This is a genomic window from Mycobacterium sp. 1165178.9 (genome assembly GCF_001673555.1).
Taxonomy (GTDB): Bacteria; Actinomycetota; Actinomycetes; order Mycobacteriales; family Mycobacteriaceae; genus Mycobacterium.
Map to the genome: position 1 here is coordinate 1 of NZ_LZMB01000383.1, position 14,341 is coordinate 14,341.

The 14,341-nt window shown below is 62.9% G+C and carries 19 protein-coding genes; 4 read left to right on the top strand and 15 right to left on the bottom strand.

The window, feature by feature from the left end:
• The first annotated feature begins 11 nt into the window (after positions 1–11).
• Together A5652_RS26915 and A5652_RS16620 are read left to right on the top strand one after the other, a co-directional pair.
• Complete coding sequence (locus tag A5652_RS26915) at positions 12–125, top strand: hypothetical protein (RefSeq protein ID WP_255361850.1); 114 nt, start codon at positions 12–14, stop codon at positions 123–125.
• A gap of 75 nt (positions 126–200) precedes the next feature.
• Entirely contained in the window at positions 201–1,199 is a 999-nt protein-coding gene (locus A5652_RS16620) for an NAD(P)/FAD-dependent oxidoreductase (protein WP_067353522.1), read from the top strand.
• Here A5652_RS16620 and A5652_RS16625 read toward each other — a convergent pair.
• The 10 genes from A5652_RS16625 to A5652_RS28650 all read right to left on the bottom strand — a co-directional run bounded on the left by A5652_RS16625 (position 1,136) and on the right by A5652_RS28650 (position 8,715).
• A complete protein-coding gene (locus A5652_RS16625; RefSeq protein WP_067353528.1) occupies positions 1,136–1,627 on the bottom strand; it encodes a DUF421 domain-containing protein in 492 nt (163 codons plus the stop codon). The genes A5652_RS16620 and A5652_RS16625 overlap by 64 nt on opposite strands.
• Positions 1,628–1,839: 212 nt before the next feature.
• Positions 1,840–2,265 carry a Rid family hydrolase gene (locus tag A5652_RS16630; protein ID WP_082983947.1) on the bottom strand — a complete coding sequence of 142 codons (426 nt, stop codon included), beginning with the start codon at positions 2,263–2,265 and terminating at the stop codon, positions 1,840–1,842.
• An 80-nt stretch (positions 2,266–2,345) separates the two neighbouring features.
• Complete coding sequence (locus A5652_RS16635; protein ID WP_067353533.1) at positions 2,346–2,996, bottom strand: RraA family protein; 651 nt, start codon at positions 2,994–2,996, stop codon at positions 2,346–2,348.
• Positions 2,996–3,271 carry a DUF6510 family protein gene (locus A5652_RS16640; protein WP_065057106.1) on the bottom strand — a complete coding sequence of 92 codons (276 nt, stop codon included), beginning with the start codon at positions 3,269–3,271 and terminating at the stop codon, positions 2,996–2,998. The genes A5652_RS16635 and A5652_RS16640 overlap by 1 nt, the downstream gene beginning before the upstream one ends.
• Positions 3,272–3,285: 14 nt before the next feature.
• The gene (locus A5652_RS16645) at positions 3,286–4,014 is read right to left on the bottom strand and encodes a ferredoxin reductase (RefSeq protein ID WP_067353536.1); all 729 of its coding nucleotides are present in this window, start codon (positions 4,012–4,014) and stop codon (positions 3,286–3,288) included.
• A 13-nt stretch (positions 4,015–4,027) separates the two neighbouring features.
• Positions 4,028–4,627: a sulfite oxidase-like oxidoreductase gene (locus tag A5652_RS16650; protein WP_067353539.1), complete on the bottom strand. Its 600-nt coding sequence runs from the start codon at positions 4,625–4,627 to the stop codon at positions 4,028–4,030.
• Positions 4,628–4,650: 23 nt separating this feature from the next.
• On the bottom strand, positions 4,651–6,066 hold the full coding sequence (locus A5652_RS16655) for an NAD(P)/FAD-dependent oxidoreductase (protein WP_067353542.1): 1,416 nt from the start codon (positions 6,064–6,066) through the stop codon (positions 4,651–4,653).
• A 251-nt stretch (positions 6,067–6,317) separates the two neighbouring features.
• Positions 6,318–7,733, bottom strand: a complete 1,416-nt coding sequence (locus tag A5652_RS16660) for an NAD(P)H-quinone dehydrogenase (protein WP_067353546.1) — start codon at positions 7,731–7,733, stop codon at positions 6,318–6,320.
• 35 nt (positions 7,734–7,768) lie between these two features.
• Complete coding sequence (locus A5652_RS16665) at positions 7,769–8,233, bottom strand: DUF5709 domain-containing protein (protein WP_082983948.1); 465 nt, start codon at positions 8,231–8,233, stop codon at positions 7,769–7,771.
• A gap of 92 nt (positions 8,234–8,325) precedes the next feature.
• A complete protein-coding gene (locus tag A5652_RS28650) occupies positions 8,326–8,715 on the bottom strand; it encodes a four-helix bundle copper-binding protein (RefSeq protein WP_232001220.1) in 390 nt (129 codons plus the stop codon).
• Positions 8,716–9,276: 561 nt separating this feature from the next.
• On the opposite strand from A5652_RS28650, the gene A5652_RS16670 reads away from it, so the two are divergent.
• Positions 9,277–9,972: a sigma-70 family RNA polymerase sigma factor gene (locus tag A5652_RS16670; RefSeq protein ID WP_082983949.1), complete on the top strand. Its 696-nt coding sequence runs from the start codon at positions 9,277–9,279 to the stop codon at positions 9,970–9,972.
• A gap of 106 nt (positions 9,973–10,078) precedes the next feature.
• Positions 10,079–10,201: a hypothetical protein gene (locus A5652_RS28980; protein WP_255361847.1), complete on the top strand. Its 123-nt coding sequence runs from the start codon at positions 10,079–10,081 to the stop codon at positions 10,199–10,201.
• Between the two features lie 52 nt (positions 10,202–10,253).
• Here A5652_RS28980 and ctaD read toward each other — a convergent pair whose 3' ends face one another.
• From ctaD to msrB, 5 genes are read right to left on the bottom strand one after another with little or no spacing between them, the layout of a single operon-like run.
• Positions 10,254–11,960, bottom strand: coding sequence for a cytochrome c oxidase subunit I (gene ctaD, locus A5652_RS16675; protein ID WP_067353553.1), 1,707 nt, complete (start codon positions 11,958–11,960; stop codon positions 10,254–10,256).
• The gene (gene tal / locus A5652_RS16680) at positions 11,960–13,093 is read right to left on the bottom strand and encodes a transaldolase (protein WP_067353556.1); all 1,134 of its coding nucleotides are present in this window, start codon (positions 13,091–13,093) and stop codon (positions 11,960–11,962) included. The genes ctaD and tal overlap by 1 nt, the downstream gene beginning before the upstream one ends.
• Positions 13,094–13,097: 4 nt before the next feature.
• Positions 13,098–13,244: a hypothetical protein gene (locus tag A5652_RS27690; protein WP_156745385.1), complete on the bottom strand. Its 147-nt coding sequence runs from the start codon at positions 13,242–13,244 to the stop codon at positions 13,098–13,100.
• A 4-nt stretch (positions 13,245–13,248) separates the two neighbouring features.
• The gene (gene msrA, locus A5652_RS16685) at positions 13,249–13,797 is read right to left on the bottom strand and encodes a peptide-methionine (S)-S-oxide reductase MsrA (RefSeq protein ID WP_067353560.1); all 549 of its coding nucleotides are present in this window, start codon (positions 13,795–13,797) and stop codon (positions 13,249–13,251) included.
• Positions 13,794–14,282: a peptide-methionine (R)-S-oxide reductase MsrB gene (msrB, locus tag A5652_RS16690; RefSeq protein ID WP_067353564.1), complete on the bottom strand. Its 489-nt coding sequence runs from the start codon at positions 14,280–14,282 to the stop codon at positions 13,794–13,796. The genes msrA and msrB overlap by 4 nt, the downstream gene beginning before the upstream one ends.
• Positions 14,283–14,341 lie beyond the last annotated feature (59 nt).

A 14,341-nucleotide genomic window follows, 5' to 3' on the forward strand; every position in this document is an offset into this window, starting at 1 on the left:
CTCGCTATTTGTTGACGCTGGCGACCGAATTGCGTGAAAGAGCCGCCCATTATGGGGTGATCGGGGTCTGTATCGGCTCTGGTCAGGCCGTAGCAGTGGTTTTGGAAAATATTGGCGCAGAATAGAAGCCGTGCACACTCCACCGCCGAAGGTGGGCATGCTTTGACGCACGATGCTCCAGATCGGGCCCACGCCGATTGATGGCCGATACAACCCGGATTCGTGATGTCATCGTTGTCGGGTCAGGTCCAGCCGGATACACCGCGGCGATCTATTCGGCTCGGGCCGGACTGGACACCCTGGTCATCGAAGGCCACCAGCCCGGCGGTGCGCTCTTAGCTGCCGGGCAGGTAGACAACTACCCCGGTGTCGCGCCATTCGTCACGGGGCCCGTGCTGGCGGCCACAATGCGGCGACAAGCTCAGCAGTTCGGCGCCGAGCTCTACCCCGGCTACGTAGACAGATTCGATCTTGGCGACGCGCTCAAGACGGTCGGCGCGCGTGATGCCCAATACCACGGCCGCGCAATCATTCTCGCCATGGGTTCAGCGGGGCGGCCCCTCAACGTGGCGGGCGAACGTGAGCTCCTCGGCCGCGGAGTGAGCACCAGCGCGAAACGTGACGGCGCACAGTTCACCGGTCGTGACGTCGCCGTCATCGGCGGCGGCGACGGTGCCGTTGAAGAGGCGCTTCACCTTGTGCCGCTGGCCCGCCGCGTCACCCTCGTCCACCATCGCCCCCGACTACGGGCATCAGCCATCGCGGTTGCTCGCCTGCGGGCACATCCCAACGTCGCGATCCTGACCTCTACCGAAGTGCTGGCCGTGCACGGCGCCGAACATGTCACCGGGCTGCGCATACGCGACACGCGCTACGCCGGCGATTCCACCATCGCGGTCGCGGCCGTTTTCGTCGCTGTCGGCCAGAAACCGTGCTCGGGTGCCTTGATTGGGCTCGTCGACGTCGATGCCGGTGGCCACATCGTGACCAATGGCGATACGACCCGTACCTCCGCGGAGGGCGTATTCGCCGCCGGTGACTTGATCGACCGCCGCTATCGCCAGGCAGTCACCGCCGCAGCCAGCGGCTGCGCGGCCGCGCTCGATGCCCAGCGCTGGCTGAGCCAACGGCACTGTCACCCGGTCCCATCCGTTAACAGCACGGAGATCGCGCCTTTGGCTTCGAAGACCGCGAGGTGAATACCATCGGAGCTTTCGTGTCCGTGCTGTCGTAGCACAGCTTCGAGATCGGCAATGGTTAGCCCGCACCGACGCAGGTTGCGGCGGTCGACATGTCCGTTGCGGATCAGCACCTTCAGAGGCGGATCGATGAAACGCCGAATCCCCGGAATGAACCGCAGTCTCGCTAGTACCGCGTGGGTGAGGAGAAGACAAATGAGCGCCGCGGTTGCGTTGAGCCACGTGGTATCGCTGGCGGTAGCAGCCCGACCGACGATGGCTCCGGCGGCGACCGCCGCGATCCAGTCGAACGGAGCGAATTCGGCGAGGGTGCGGCGCTCCATGAAGCGAAACAAGATCGCGGCCGTGAGGAACAGCGCCGAGGTTTTGATGGCGGCATCGACGGCACCGGTTGGGTCACCGATCAGGACATGAAGTATTCGGTCCACGGGTGCCTCCGTTTCAAGGGTGAGTCATCGACTTTTGCCGCCTTTTGCCGCCGGCCGGTACGGCGCTGCTGGATCAGGCAACCAATGTGTAGGCGCCGATAACCGTTGCCAATCAACCCAATTCACCGAGAAGTACGCGGCGGGGCAGCATGGTTCGGGTTGCCCGAGGCGTCGGTGCCTCGGGGCGACGCTTCGCGACCTGGTACCGGCGTCTACTTGCTGCCAGATCCGATGATGGCGACGACCTCGATCTCGACGTGCTGGCCGGGCAGGGCGAGCGCCTCGACGCCGAGCGCGGTCCACAGCGGCAGAGTTTCGCCGAACCTCTTGCGGAACTGGTCCACCATCACTGACATGTGTTGATTACCAATGGAATCGTCTTCGGTCGGAACATGGTAGGAGTGGACGTTCACGACGTCGCGCCAGCCGGCGCCCGCCTCAGCGAGGGTCTTTTCCACGTTGTCGCATGCCTTGACGATCTCCTCCTCCAGGGATGTGGCCGTCAAGGTGAAGTCCGCATCCCAGCCGCCTTGTCCGGAGATCTCGATGCGATCGCCGATGCGTAGGGCTTGCCTGTAGCGGTTGCGGGTACGGGCGATCTCGCCGTATCCGGGGGTGTCGAAGAATTCGATGGCCATGCGGGGGTTTCCTCTCATCGTTGATTGTTAGAAGCGCGGTCGTGGACCGCATAAAGCTGGGTGCGCTAGCGGCAGGCCCGTCAGTTCTCATTGCCTCCCGTTGTGGTTGGGGTTTCGCCTCTGATGATGGCGTGGGCCTCCGAGTCCTCCATCGCGACTTGGTTCGCGGCGCGTAGTACGGCGCGCACGTCACCGGCGGGTATGACAGCGGCGCCGGAGGCATCGGCGAAGACGTAGTCGCCGGGACGGACCGCCACCCCGGCGACCACGACCGGACGGTTCGCCTCGTACGGGGTGACGACGTCGCCGCCCCACCGCGTTGTTTCGCCTCGGCAATAGATGGCGAGATCGTAGAGCTCGAGCTCGGCGAAGTCGCGCAGCCGCCCGTCCGCGAGAATGCCGGCGAGCCGATGGTTTTGGACACGCGACAGCTTTGTCCCACCGCCCAGTGACGCATCGGTATAGCCGTTGCTGGCCAGGACCAGCACGTGCCCGTCGGCCCCGCCTTGGATGGCGTCGTAGAACAACCTCTTGAAGTTATAGCGCTCGGCGGGGAGAGCGGCCCGGCACGCCGGGAAATAGGAGATGGTCACGGCAGGGCCAAACAGCCGGCGACCGGGTGTCGGGCTCACCAAGTCGAGGAGATGACACCGATGTTGGTGCCCTCGCCCCATGGCGTCCACAATGTCGGCGGTGCGCACGCGACCGGCGAGCGCGTGGAGGGACTCCATCAGCGGGCGGAGATCGGGACACGCCAGGACTGGGCGCCGCGGAAGTCGAGCCACACATCGGTGGGCGTTTGCACCAGCCGGGCCAGGACGTCTCCGCAGCACGCGCAGCGCACCACGATGCCGGGCCCGCGGTGATAGACGTGACTCTCGGCGAAAGCTCCGGTGCGACGACATTTCCCGCAGGTCAACATCGCGGTGGTGACATCGAATCCGAGCACTTCCGCGAAGGCGCCGGCGGCGGCGTTACCGTCGACGTGCATTGGTTCGGTCATCATTCCTCGTTCTTGGGTTAGTTGCTCGGCCCGAAGCGCTCGGTCCGGATGGCTGACGGCTGATAGCCCTGCTCGATCAGCTTCGCGCTAACCGATTCAACGAATCCCGTTGGACCGCAAACGTAGACGCGTGTGCGACCGTCGGGGGTCCACCCGGCCGGCGCGAGGTCAGCGCAGCCGACCCGGCCGGGCGGCCGAGCGGTTTGTAATGCGGCCGCGCGGGTGTAGACCAGCGCGACCTGCAGCCAGCCACATTCGCGCTCGAGTTCGCCCAACTCTTGGGCGTAGTACACGTCGGCAGGACTGCGCACCGAATAGACCAACCGAAAGTCGGAGCTGCCCGCCGTTACCCGCTGTCGCAGCATGGCCATCAACGGCACGATCCCCGATCCGCCGCCGACGAGCAGAACCCGAGCCTCCTCGTCCGGCCGCCAGACAAACCAGCCGCCGATGGGTCCGCGAAGTTCGATCTCATCGCCGGCGGCAAGCCCGATGAGGTAGGGCGAGACCTCCCCGTCGTCGGTCCGCTGCACGGTGAGTTCTATGCGCTCGCCGTCGACCGGTCGGCCCAGTGAGTAGCTGCGTTGCGCGCTGTACCCGTCCTCAGCGGTCAGCTTGAGATCGATGTGCTGGCCGGCTAAGTGGCCGCCCCAGCCCGGCACGTTCAACCCGATCGTTTGCGCGGACTCGGTCTCGGGTACAGAGTCCACTACGCGCGCGACCCGCCAGCGCAACTTCGGTTCCATCTCGTAGCCGTCGTCAATCCCCGGCGTACCGTTGTTCTCGCCACGGGTCGCCGTAGCGGTGGTAGCCCAACCGTTCCCAGAATCCGGGTGCGTCGCTGTCGCGTAGCTGAATGGATCTAACCCACTTCGCGGACTTCCAGAAATACAGGTGCGGCACCAGCAGCCGCGCTGGGCCGCCGTGCACCGCGGTAAGCGGTGCGCCCTCATACGCGTAGACGATCCAGGCCTTCCCACCGAGAAGGTCGTCCAACGGAAGGTTGGTGGTGTAGCCGCCGTAGGAACCGACCAGTGCGAATCCGGCAGCGGTGTCGATCGATTCGAAAAGTGTGTCCAGAGAAACGCCTTGCCACTTGGTATTCAGCTTCGACCAGGTGGTGACGCAGTGAATGTTTACATCGAGCCGCTCGCTCGGCAGGAGCTTGAACTGGGTCCAGGTCCACGAGTGTTGGGTGCCGAGCTCGTCGCGAATAGCGAATTGCCAGTCATCGAGATCGATCCGCGGAGTCGGTCCTGCTTGCAGGACAGGGAAGTCCGTGGTCAGATGTTGACCGGGCGGCAGCTCGAGCGCCGATTCAACGCGGCGTCCACGAAAGCCTTTGTTGACGATACTCATTGGTGTTCCGTGTCGTGGCGTGATCAGTCCAGCAAAGCCGGCGTTGGATGTGCGGCTGAGATAGAAGTGCCGGCATCCGCCCCCGCCGCCTTGCGTAGCTGGGATATTTCGCTGGAGGTGAATTGGGCGTCGGCACCGCAAACGAATCCCATTGACAACACCGTGCGGGGGAAGAAGACGTCGGTGAGATATGCGAGTGCGACCGCCCAACGGTTGACGAGCCGGGGAAGCGCGTAGAGGTGGTAGGCACGGGCGATAAGCTTCGCGGGATAGCCCGATAGATGCACACCTAGCGGGTTGGCGACGGCGTAGCGCGGACCCAAGTCGACGACCAAACCTTTGTCGCTGTGGCGGTAGTTTTTCCGCTCGCCGTACCCCAGACTTGCGGCGACGTTGCGGGCTAACGTCTTACCTTGTCGGGTCGCGTGCTGGGCGGTGGGCGGCGCGATCTTGCCCGGCTGGGTTAGGTCCGGAACGGCGGCGGCGTCTCCCCCGGCGAACACTTCGGGGTGTCCTGGTACCTGCAAATCGGCCTGTACCTTCAGCCGGCCCCGCTCTGTTTCCAAGCCCAGCGTGGCGATCAGCGGTGACGGGGTGACGCCGGCCACCCACGCTACCGTGCAAGTGTCGACGCGCGAATCATCGGTGAGCACAACATGGTCGGCGTGAACCTCCTTCAGGGTCGTGCTCAACCGCACATCGATTCCGCGAGAGCGCAGGACACGCATCGCGGCGTCGCCGAGCTTCTGCCCCACCTCGGGCATGACGTGGTCGGCCAGGTCCAGCAGCACAAATCGCACCGAGGCCCGATCAAAGCCCATCTGCTTCGCCGCTGCGTCGGCCAGTGCGCGCAGCTGCGCCGTCAATTCGGAACCGGAATACGAGGCACCGACAACGACAATTGTGCGCCGCGCGGCCGCGCGCGCCTCGTTCTCGTCGACGCAGGCCAGTTCCAACTGCTCGATCACATGGTCACGCAGGTACAGCGCCTCGGCGGTCGACTTCAGCCCGTGCGCGTGGGTGGCCAAACCGGGCGTATCGAACAAGCGGGTCACCGAGCCTGGTGTCAAGACCAGCCGATCCCATGACAGCGTCCCCACCCGACCCTCCGGATCGGTGAACGAGAGGTTCTGCCTATCGAAGTCAACGTTGTCGACCCGGCCGCGGACCGCCCGCACGCCCCTGAGCGTTCCGGCCAGCGGAACACAGACAAACCGCGGGTCGACCAGCCCACCGGCCACATCAGCCAGCAATGGCGAGTACTGCAGGTAATCGACCGGCGAAACAATGGTCACCCTCACATCCGAAGCGCGCGCCCTGTCCAACCGTCGTGCCAGTCCGCGCGCACATTCGAAGGCGGCGAACCCGCTGCCGACGATCACAACCGAGGTGGCCGGTTCCGCCTTCTCCGGTTGACGGCGAAGTGGGACCGCGTTCATATCTCTTCTCCTGTTTGGTATTCGGGTATCCGCATGAGGTCGGGGATCGATCGCACAAGATCGTGGTGTTCCTTGAATGGCCACGGCGTCCTGGACTGCGGCGTAGTAGACGGCTGTGACCGGCTCGGACATCGTGATCAGATAGTGAGCATCGCCCGACCCAGGTCCGCCTGTCATCACCCCTCAGCACGAATCACCCGGGTGATAACGCTCACGCTGCGAAGGAACCGCCGGCCCAGTCAGCCCGTGCATCAGTTCAGCTCATCGTGGGCAATGAGCCGGCGGGCGGCCTCGGTGACCGAGCCGGACAGCGAAGGATAGATTGCAAGCGTCTGCGCCAAATCGTCGACGGTGATCCGATTTTGCACAGCCATCGCGACCGGCAGTATCAATTCCGACGCGATCGGCGCGACCACCACGCCACCGATCACCACGCCGCTGTCCTGCCGGCAAAATAGTTTGATGAAACCCCGAGTCAGCTCCGACATCTTGGCCCGCGCATTGGTTTTCAACGGCAGCATGATGACACGAGCCTGGACCAAGCCGTCGTCGATCGCGGTCTGCCCGACGCCGACCGCCGCAACCTCGGGGTGGGTGAACACCGTCGCCGCGACGGTGCGCAACTGGAGTGGATTAACGGCTTCACCCAGGGCGTGATACATCGCGATCCGGCCCTGCATCGCAGCAACCGAGGCTAACGGCAAAACACCGGTGCAGTCCCCCGCAGCGTAAATGCCCGAGACAGATGTGCGTGAAACCCGGTCGACAGCAATGTAATTACCGCGCACGAGGTCGATTCCCACGCGCTGTAGACCCAGCCCGCCCGTGTTAGGCACTGACCCAACTGTCATCAATGCGTGGCTGCCCTCGACGGTGCGGCCGTCGGTCATTGTCACTAGCACCCCGTCGTCGGTCCGCCTGACCGATTGTGCCCGGGCATTTTTGACCAGATTGACCCCGCGTTCGGCGAAGGACTCCTCCAACACCCGCGCAGCGTCCGCGTCCTCGTACGGCAAAACCCGATCGCGGCTAGCCACCACCGTTACCGCCACACCCAGTTCGGTGTAAGCGTTAGCGAATTCGGCGCCAGTCACACCGCTTCCCACCACGACGAGGTGATCGGGCAGCGAGTGCAGTTCATAAAGCTGGCGCCAGGTCAGGATGCGCTCGCCGTCGGGGCGCGCCGACGGCAGGATCCGGGGACTGGCGCCGGTGGCGATCAACACAACATCGGCATCGTGCATCGTGATGCTGCCGTCGCGCGCTTTCACCTTGACGCAGTGACGTGCCAGGCCGGGAGTCGTATCAACCAGTTCGCCCCGACCCGCGACGAGCTCTACACCTGCGTCGAGCAGCTGCTCGGTGATATCGGCCGACTGCTCGCTAGCCAGCATCTTCACCCGCTGGTGGATTTCCGGAAGAGATATCTTGGCGTCGTCGATGTCGATGTCGAAACCCAGGCGGGTTGCCCGGCGCAGTTCGGTGCGCAGTCCCGTGGAGGCGATAAAAGTTTTCGACGGCACGCAATCGCAGAGGACAGCAGCACCGCCGACCCCGCCGGAGTTGACCACTGTTACCTGTGCCACGGCGGGATCCCGTGCAGCTGCAACCAATGCCGCCTCGTACCCGGCCGGGCCGCCACCGAGGATGACAATGCGGGTCGCCACAGCTCAAATTTCCAAAGTGGCCGGATGACAGGTCATCAGAGACGCCATCCCTCGCCGGCTGGTGTCTCATCGGCGACGATATGCATGGCGGCCTCCTCAGCCGAGGCAGCGCCGCCGTCAATGCCGACGTCGTGGGCGCGGTAATCCGTACCTCGATCAGTAGCGTCGATCTCGAAGGCTACGAGCCGACCTGCGCGCATGCCGCCGACCTGATCGTCGATTGGCTCACCATCGCTGTCGGCGCTATCACCGATCCCGTCGCCATCCCACTGATCGGTCACATCGGGCACCTCACGGGCCAGTCGGCGCGCCAAACTTTCATGGGTCCGCGCTTCCTTCGCGGTGAGACCCCACGCCCGCAGTTCGCGCGGGCTTTCCGGGGGTGAGTAGCCTTCGTCCAGGTCGACGCCAGTCTGTTCTGAGTCCAGGCTTTCCTCTGGTTCGAGCAAATGGGCCTGCACATCATCGAATTCAGAAACCTCCATCCGCGTCGTCTCCATTCCGTAGCTCCAAAGTCACACCCCGCAGCGAAGTCTCGCAATAGGGTGGCATCACACAGCCTTGGGCAGCCCACACCCGTCCGGTGGATGTCTCATCCGAGCGCTTCGACAAGGTCGCGGCAGGCTCGTTCACAGCGACGGCATACGTCGGCGCACACGCGGCAATGCTCGTGTTTCGCCGCATGCTTGTCGCACTCGTCTGCGGCCGTCTCGCATGCGAAGGCGCACGTTTGGAGCACCGTCCTCGTCAGGTTCGCGTCGCAGTCCGTGTGCCGGGACAAGACGCGGCCGGTTGTCGCGCAGACATCCGAGCAGTCAAGGCAAGTACGGGTGCATTTGGTTAGGTGATAGACATCGTCCTCACTGAGGCAGGCGTCTGCACACGCTGTACAGGCTTGGTCGCATTCAATACAGGCGTCGATACATGCAATCAGCTTGGCTATATCGATGTGGCCGAGATCTCGTGGATAGGTCTCCAGCATTCTCCTGGCGGCGCTCACTATGTCCTCCATGTTCTTGTACTAGCCTTCTCCACACAAGGTGCCGCTAGGATGCTTGAGAATCCCACTGTGCTTCTTACGCAAGAGAACACGGCCAGTGCGGGTGTAGACGTTAAGAGCATGGCGCGGCGGAGCGGAACTGTCGTCGCCCATCACCGTCATTCACCCGGGTGATATTTGGCCATCAGGGATCGCACGACCGGTGGATCAGGTCGGCAAGTTCACGGCAGCGGTCGATGCACGAGCTGTTCGGTGTTCAGTTCGTGGATGGCGTTCTCGACGACCGGACCGATCGCGGGGTCAAGAACGTCAGCTTGTACTACGGCAGGTAACCACGGCACCGACGGCCGACCTGATGTAGTAGGTGCCGCGGGCGCTCATCCGGATGAATTGCTTCGGCGGGTGATGACCACTCACCCCGCGGCGGTGGATGCTGACACCGGAATGGCAAGCGGAGGTCGTCCTCGATCGGGCCCGCGAGCTCAGATCAGGATTCGTCGGCGTGCAATTGCACGCGCATGCACACAGAAAGAAGACGATGCGATGACAGCCGTTGCATCCCCACGCACGCGCATCTGGTCCTCGCGTTCCTCAAAATGCGGGACCGTCGGCCAGGGCAGGACTCATGGGCCGCGGAGCACTCAATTCGAAAGCGCGATTATCCCGCTTCTCGGGCCCCTCTATCGGCAAGCTCTCCGGATGACCTCCAATCAGGCGGACGCGGAGGATCTGGTGCAAGAAACAATGCTCAACGCGTACGTCGGCCTGTCGGCATTCGAACCAGGAACGAATCTAAAGGCGTGGCTACGGCGGATCATGATCAACACCTACATTGACAGCTATCGGAGGCAAAAGCGCCGCCCCGCACAATATCCGACCGATGAGATCACCGATCGGCAGCTGGCGGCCAGCGCCCCACGTACCTCGGGGGCGCTACGGTCGGCCGAAGACCAGGCGCTCGAAATGCTGCCAGACCCCTACCTCAAGGCGGCAATGATGGTCTTGCCTGAGCAGTTTCGCATGGCCGTGTACTTTGCTGACATCGCGGGATACTCCTACAAGGAGATCGCCGCCATGACGGACACGCGGCAAGGGACCGTAAGTTCGAGGATCAACCGCGGACGAAAACAATTGCGCGATTTACTGGTTGACTCGCCAGTCGACCATGCGGCCAGGCCCATCGACGAGGCGCCGAGCGGAGCCACCCAGAAGCGTGCAAGTGTCAGTGGCGATAAATAAAGCAAGTCTCCAACTCACGTGCAAGGTTTCCCCGCCGTCACCCTGGACTGTCAGCCTGACTCGACCTGGACTGGAACATCTGGCCTTCTATGCCGGCATCGGTGCAGTGGCCGCATTTGGGATGATGGAATGGCCGGTCGTCGCCGCGTTGGTGGTGGGGCACACGCTTGTCAACGCGCAGCACAACAAGGTCCTTCAATCACTTGGTGAGGCGTTGGAAGAAGCCTAGCAGCAATACATTACGAGCCGCCGGGACATAGCAGCTTACAGTTCCCACTTAGTTATCTCGTGTTCGCGCGTGCGCGCAGCACGTGGGCCTCACCGCGCATCCGTTCGATCATGTGCGGATAGTGCAGTTCGAAGGCGGGCCTCTCCGAGCGGATGCGCGGCAGTTCAGTGAAGTTATGCCGCGGGGGTGGGCTGCTGGTGGCCCACTCCAGGGAGTTGCCATAGCCCCATGGGTCGTCGACGGTGACCGGTTCACCGTAGCGCCAGCTGCGGAACACGTTCCACACGAACGGCAATACGGAAGCACCCAGGATGAGTGCCCCGATCGTCGAAACGACGTTGAGCGTGGTGAAGCCATCGGTGGGAAGGTAATCGGCGTAGCGGCGCGGCATCCCTTTGTTGCCAAGCCAGTGTTGTACCAGAAATGTGGTGTGAAACCCGATCAGTGTCATCCAGAAGTGCAACTTGCCCAGCCGTTCATCGAGTAGCCGCCCGGTCATCTTGGGAAACCAGAAATACGCCCCGGCGTAAGTGGCGAACACGATGGTGCCGAACAGCACGTAGTGGAAGTGGGCGACCACGAAGTAGGTGTCGGTGACGTGGAAGTCGATTGGCGGGCTGGCCAGCAGCACACCCGACAGCCCGCCGAGGAGAAAAGTCACCAGAAACCCCGCCGCGAAAAGCATCGGGGTCTCAAAGGTCAACTGACCCTTCCACATTGTGCCGATCCAATTGACGAATTTGATTCCGGTCGGCACCGCAATGAGATAGGTGGCGAACGAAAAGAATGGCAGCAGCACCGCACCGGTGGCATAGAGATGATGGGCCCACACCGCGATCGACAGCGCCCCGATGGCGATGGTCGCATAGACCATGGTGGTGTAGCCAAACAGCGGTTTACGAGAAAACACAGGGATGACTTCGGTGATGATGCCGAAGAAGGGCAGCGCAATGATGTAGACCTCAGGATGGCCGAAGAACCAGAACATGTGCTGCCACAACAGGACTCCACCGTTTGCTGGGTCAAACACGTGCGCGCCAAGATGGCGGTCGGCGGCCAACCCGAACAACGCCGCCGTCAACAGCGGGAAGGCGACCAGCACCATGATGCTGGTGACCAGGATGTTCCAGGTGAAAACCGGCATCCGAAACATTGTCATGCCCGGCGCGCGCAGGCACACCACGGTCGTGATCATGTTGACTCCCCCGAGGATGGTGCCCAACCCACCGACAATGAGCCCGAGGATCCATAAGTCACCACCAGGGCCCGGGGAATGGACGGCGTCTGACAGCGGCGTGTAGGCGGTCCACCCGAAGGCCGCTGGTCCACCGGGGGCGATGAAGCCCGCTAGGGCGATCAGTGCACCGAACACAAAGAGCCAGAATGACAATGCGTTGAGCCGCGGAAAGGCGACATCGGGGGCGCCGATCTGCAGGGGCAACACCAGGTTAGCGAACCCGAAGACGATCGGGGTCGCATAGAACAGCAACATCACCGTGCCGTGCATGGTGAACAGTTGGTTGTATTGCTCGTTGGAGAGAAACTGTAGACCGGGTGCGGCCAGCTCGGCGCGCATCAGCAGCGCCATGAGCCCGCCGACGAAAAAGAACGTAAAGCATGCGACGACATACATGATCCCGATCACTTTGTGATCGGTCGTGGTGATCAGCCGGTAGATCAGGCTACCCGTGGGGCCGGTACGCTCCGGGAATGGCCGGCTGGCCAGCAGCTCTTCCAGCTCAGGCGCCGAGGCGGACATTAGATCGCTCTCCCGAAAGGTGAATGCTGCTGGACCACAGTATGTTTAGCGTTGACCGACCGTAGCCAGGACGCTGCGAACTTGCTCACCCCGTCGTGTTCGAGCACCGCGAACACGTTGGGTAGATCAATACCGATCGCGCTCAGCCGGTCCAACGCTTCCTGCGCCTGTGCCGCCTTGCCAGTGATGGTGTCACTGTTGATGACGCCGTGGTCGGCCACCGCCTCCAATGTCGCGGCAGGAATGGTGCTTACCGTGTTCGGCGCCACGAGTTCGGTGACGTACATCGTGTCGGGATACGCGGCGTTCTTCACCCCGGTAGAGGCCCACAGCGGGCGCTGCACGCGAGCACCCGCGGCGCGCAACGCAGTGTAGCGCGGCTCGGCTTCGAAGACCTGCTGGTAGGCCGCATAGGCCACCCTCGCGTTGGCGATGCCGGCTTGCCCCCGCAGCGCGAGCGCATCCGCAGTGCCGATTTTCTCGAGACGCGTATCGACCTCGGTATCCACCCGGGACACGAAAAGCGAAGCCACCGAATGGATCAGGGACAAATCAGCCCCGGCGCACTGTGCCACCTCCATGCCGGTCAGGTACGCGTCCATCACCTCACGGTGCCGTTGCGCGGAAAAAATCAACGTGACATTGACCGAGATACCTTTAGCCAATGCTGCCGTGATCGCAGGCAGCCCCGCTGCCGTAGCCGGTATCTTGATAAATACGTTGGGCCGGTTGACGATTTCGGCCAACTCGATGGCCTGCATGAGTGTCCGATCGGAGTTGTGCGCATCCAGCGGATTGACTTCGACGGACACTCTGCCATCGATACCGTCGGAGGCCTCCCACTGCGGGCGCAGCACATCGCAGGCGGCCCGGACGTCATCAGTGATCACCGTGCGGACCGCGGCGTGCATCGCGAGGCCACGCGCGGTCAACTCGGCGAGCTGCTCGCCGTAGAGGTTGCTGTGGGTAAGTGCTCGCTCAAAGGTCGACGGGTTGGTCGTGACGCCGACGACACTTCTGGTATCAACGAGGCGCTGCAGCTTGCCCGATTGCAGCCAGTCGCGCGACAAGTCATCCAGCCAGACCGACACACCGGCTGCCGACAGCGCCGCAAGGTTCGGGTTCTGAGTCATCGTGTCACCGTCGCTCGCCGATCTCCGGTCGCGGTGACACCCGTCCTGCGATACATGCGGCGCCATAGAACACCAACGGCGCGTAAATGCTCAACAGCACCTGCCAGTCAGGCGAAATTGTCGGGTCCTTGTCCTGTATTACCGAGCCCATGTCGCTATTGAATGGGCTTGGCATGTTCTGCGGTCGCTGCCCTCGCGTCACCGTGGCGGGGTAACGTCCACTCGGGACGGATGTAGTGGCAGGTGTAGCCCGATGGGTAGCGTTGCAGATAGTTCTGGTGCTCGGGTTCCGCTTCCCAAAACTCGCCGGCCGCGTTGACCTCGGTGACGACCGCGCCGGGCCACCGGCCCGAATTCTCGATGTCGGCGATAGTCTGCACCGCGATTTGCTTTTGCTCGTCGTCCAGATAGAAAATTGCCGACCGGTAACTGCTTCCGACGTCGTTGCCCTGACGGTACTTGGTGGTCGGGTCGTGAACCTGAAAGAAGAATTCCAGCAGTGCCCGGTAATCGGTTTCGTCTGGGTCGTAGGTGATTTCGAGCGCCTCGGCGTGGCCGGGGTGATTGCGGTAGGTGGGATGCGCGTTGCTGCCGCCGGTGTAGCCGACACGGGTGGACACCACACCGGGCTGCGCGCGGAAGAGATCCTCCATCCCCCAAAAGCACCCGCCGGCGAGAACGGCGATCTTGTTGTGGCTGCTCATGATTGCTGCTCGGCGACGCTTTGGTTTTGCTCTGATCCATCATTCGTGAACAAACGCATATATTGCCCATAACCCTGGGCTTCGAGTTCATCGCGGTGGATGAATCGCAGCGATGCCGAGTTGATGCAGTAGCGCAACCCCCCGGCTTCGGTGGGGCCGTCCGGGAATACGTGCCCCAGATGGCTATCGGCGTGGGCCGACCGTACCTCGATCCGTTCCATGAAGTGGCTGCGGTCGCGCCTCTCAACGAGGTTGTCCGCGCCGATGGGCCGGGTGAAGCTGGGCCAGCCACTACCGCTGTCGAATTTGTCCACCGAGGCGAAAAGCGGTTCGCCAGAGACAATGTCGACGTAGATGCCGGGCTCATGGTTGTCGCAGTACTCGCCGGTGAACGGAGGCTCCGTGCCGCTCTCCTGGGTGACGTGGTATTGCTGGGGGCTGAGCGCGTCGACCGCGGCAGGGTTCTTGCTGTATTGATGTGACACCTGGTCTCCTTCATTCGCGCAGCCTTTACGAGGATGCGCTTAGCATTTCGGTAGGTAGT

Bases quoted from the DNA above. Each gene is read 5' to 3' on its own strand.
- A5652_RS28650 (WP_232001220.1), bottom strand. From the start codon at position 8,715: ATGCTGGAGACCTATCCACGAGATCTCGGCCACATCGATATAGCCAAG.
- A5652_RS16650 (WP_067353539.1), bottom strand. From the start codon at position 4,627: ATGAGTATCGTCAACAAAGGCTTTCGTGGACGCCGCGTTGAATCGGCG.
- ctaD (WP_067353553.1), bottom strand. From the start codon at position 11,960: ATGTCCGCCTCGGCGCCTGAGCTGGAAGAGCTGCTGGCCAGCCGGCCA.
- A5652_RS16640 (WP_065057106.1), bottom strand. From the start codon at position 3,271: ATGATGACCGAACCAATGCACGTCGACGGTAACGCCGCCGCCGGCGCC.
- A5652_RS16665 (WP_082983948.1), bottom strand. From the start codon at position 8,233: ATGGAGACGACGCGGATGGAGGTTTCTGAATTCGATGATGTGCAGGCC.
- msrA (WP_067353560.1), bottom strand. From the start codon at position 13,797: ATGAGCAGCCACAACAAGATCGCCGTTCTCGCCGGCGGGTGCTTTTGG.
- A5652_RS16655 (WP_067353542.1), bottom strand. From the start codon at position 6,066: ATGAACGCGGTCCCACTTCGCCGTCAACCGGAGAAGGCGGAACCGGCC.
- A5652_RS16620 (WP_067353522.1), top strand. From the start codon at position 201: ATGGCCGATACAACCCGGATTCGTGATGTCATCGTTGTCGGGTCAGGT.
- A5652_RS16645 (WP_067353536.1), bottom strand. From the start codon at position 4,014: ATGGAACCGAAGTTGCGCTGGCGGGTCGCGCGCGTAGTGGACTCTGTA.
- A5652_RS27690 (WP_156745385.1), bottom strand. From the start codon at position 13,244: ATGGGCTCGGTAATACAGGACAAGGACCCGACAATTTCGCCTGACTGG.
- A5652_RS16635 (WP_067353533.1), bottom strand. From the start codon at position 2,996: ATGGAGTCCCTCCACGCGCTCGCCGGTCGCGTGCGCACCGCCGACATT.
- A5652_RS16670 (WP_082983949.1), top strand. From the start codon at position 9,277: ATGACAGCCGTTGCATCCCCACGCACGCGCATCTGGTCCTCGCGTTCC.
- tal (WP_067353556.1), bottom strand. From the start codon at position 13,093: ATGACTCAGAACCCGAACCTTGCGGCGCTGTCGGCAGCCGGTGTGTCG.
- A5652_RS16630 (WP_082983947.1), bottom strand. From the start codon at position 2,265: ATGGCCATCGAATTCTTCGACACCCCCGGATACGGCGAGATCGCCCGT.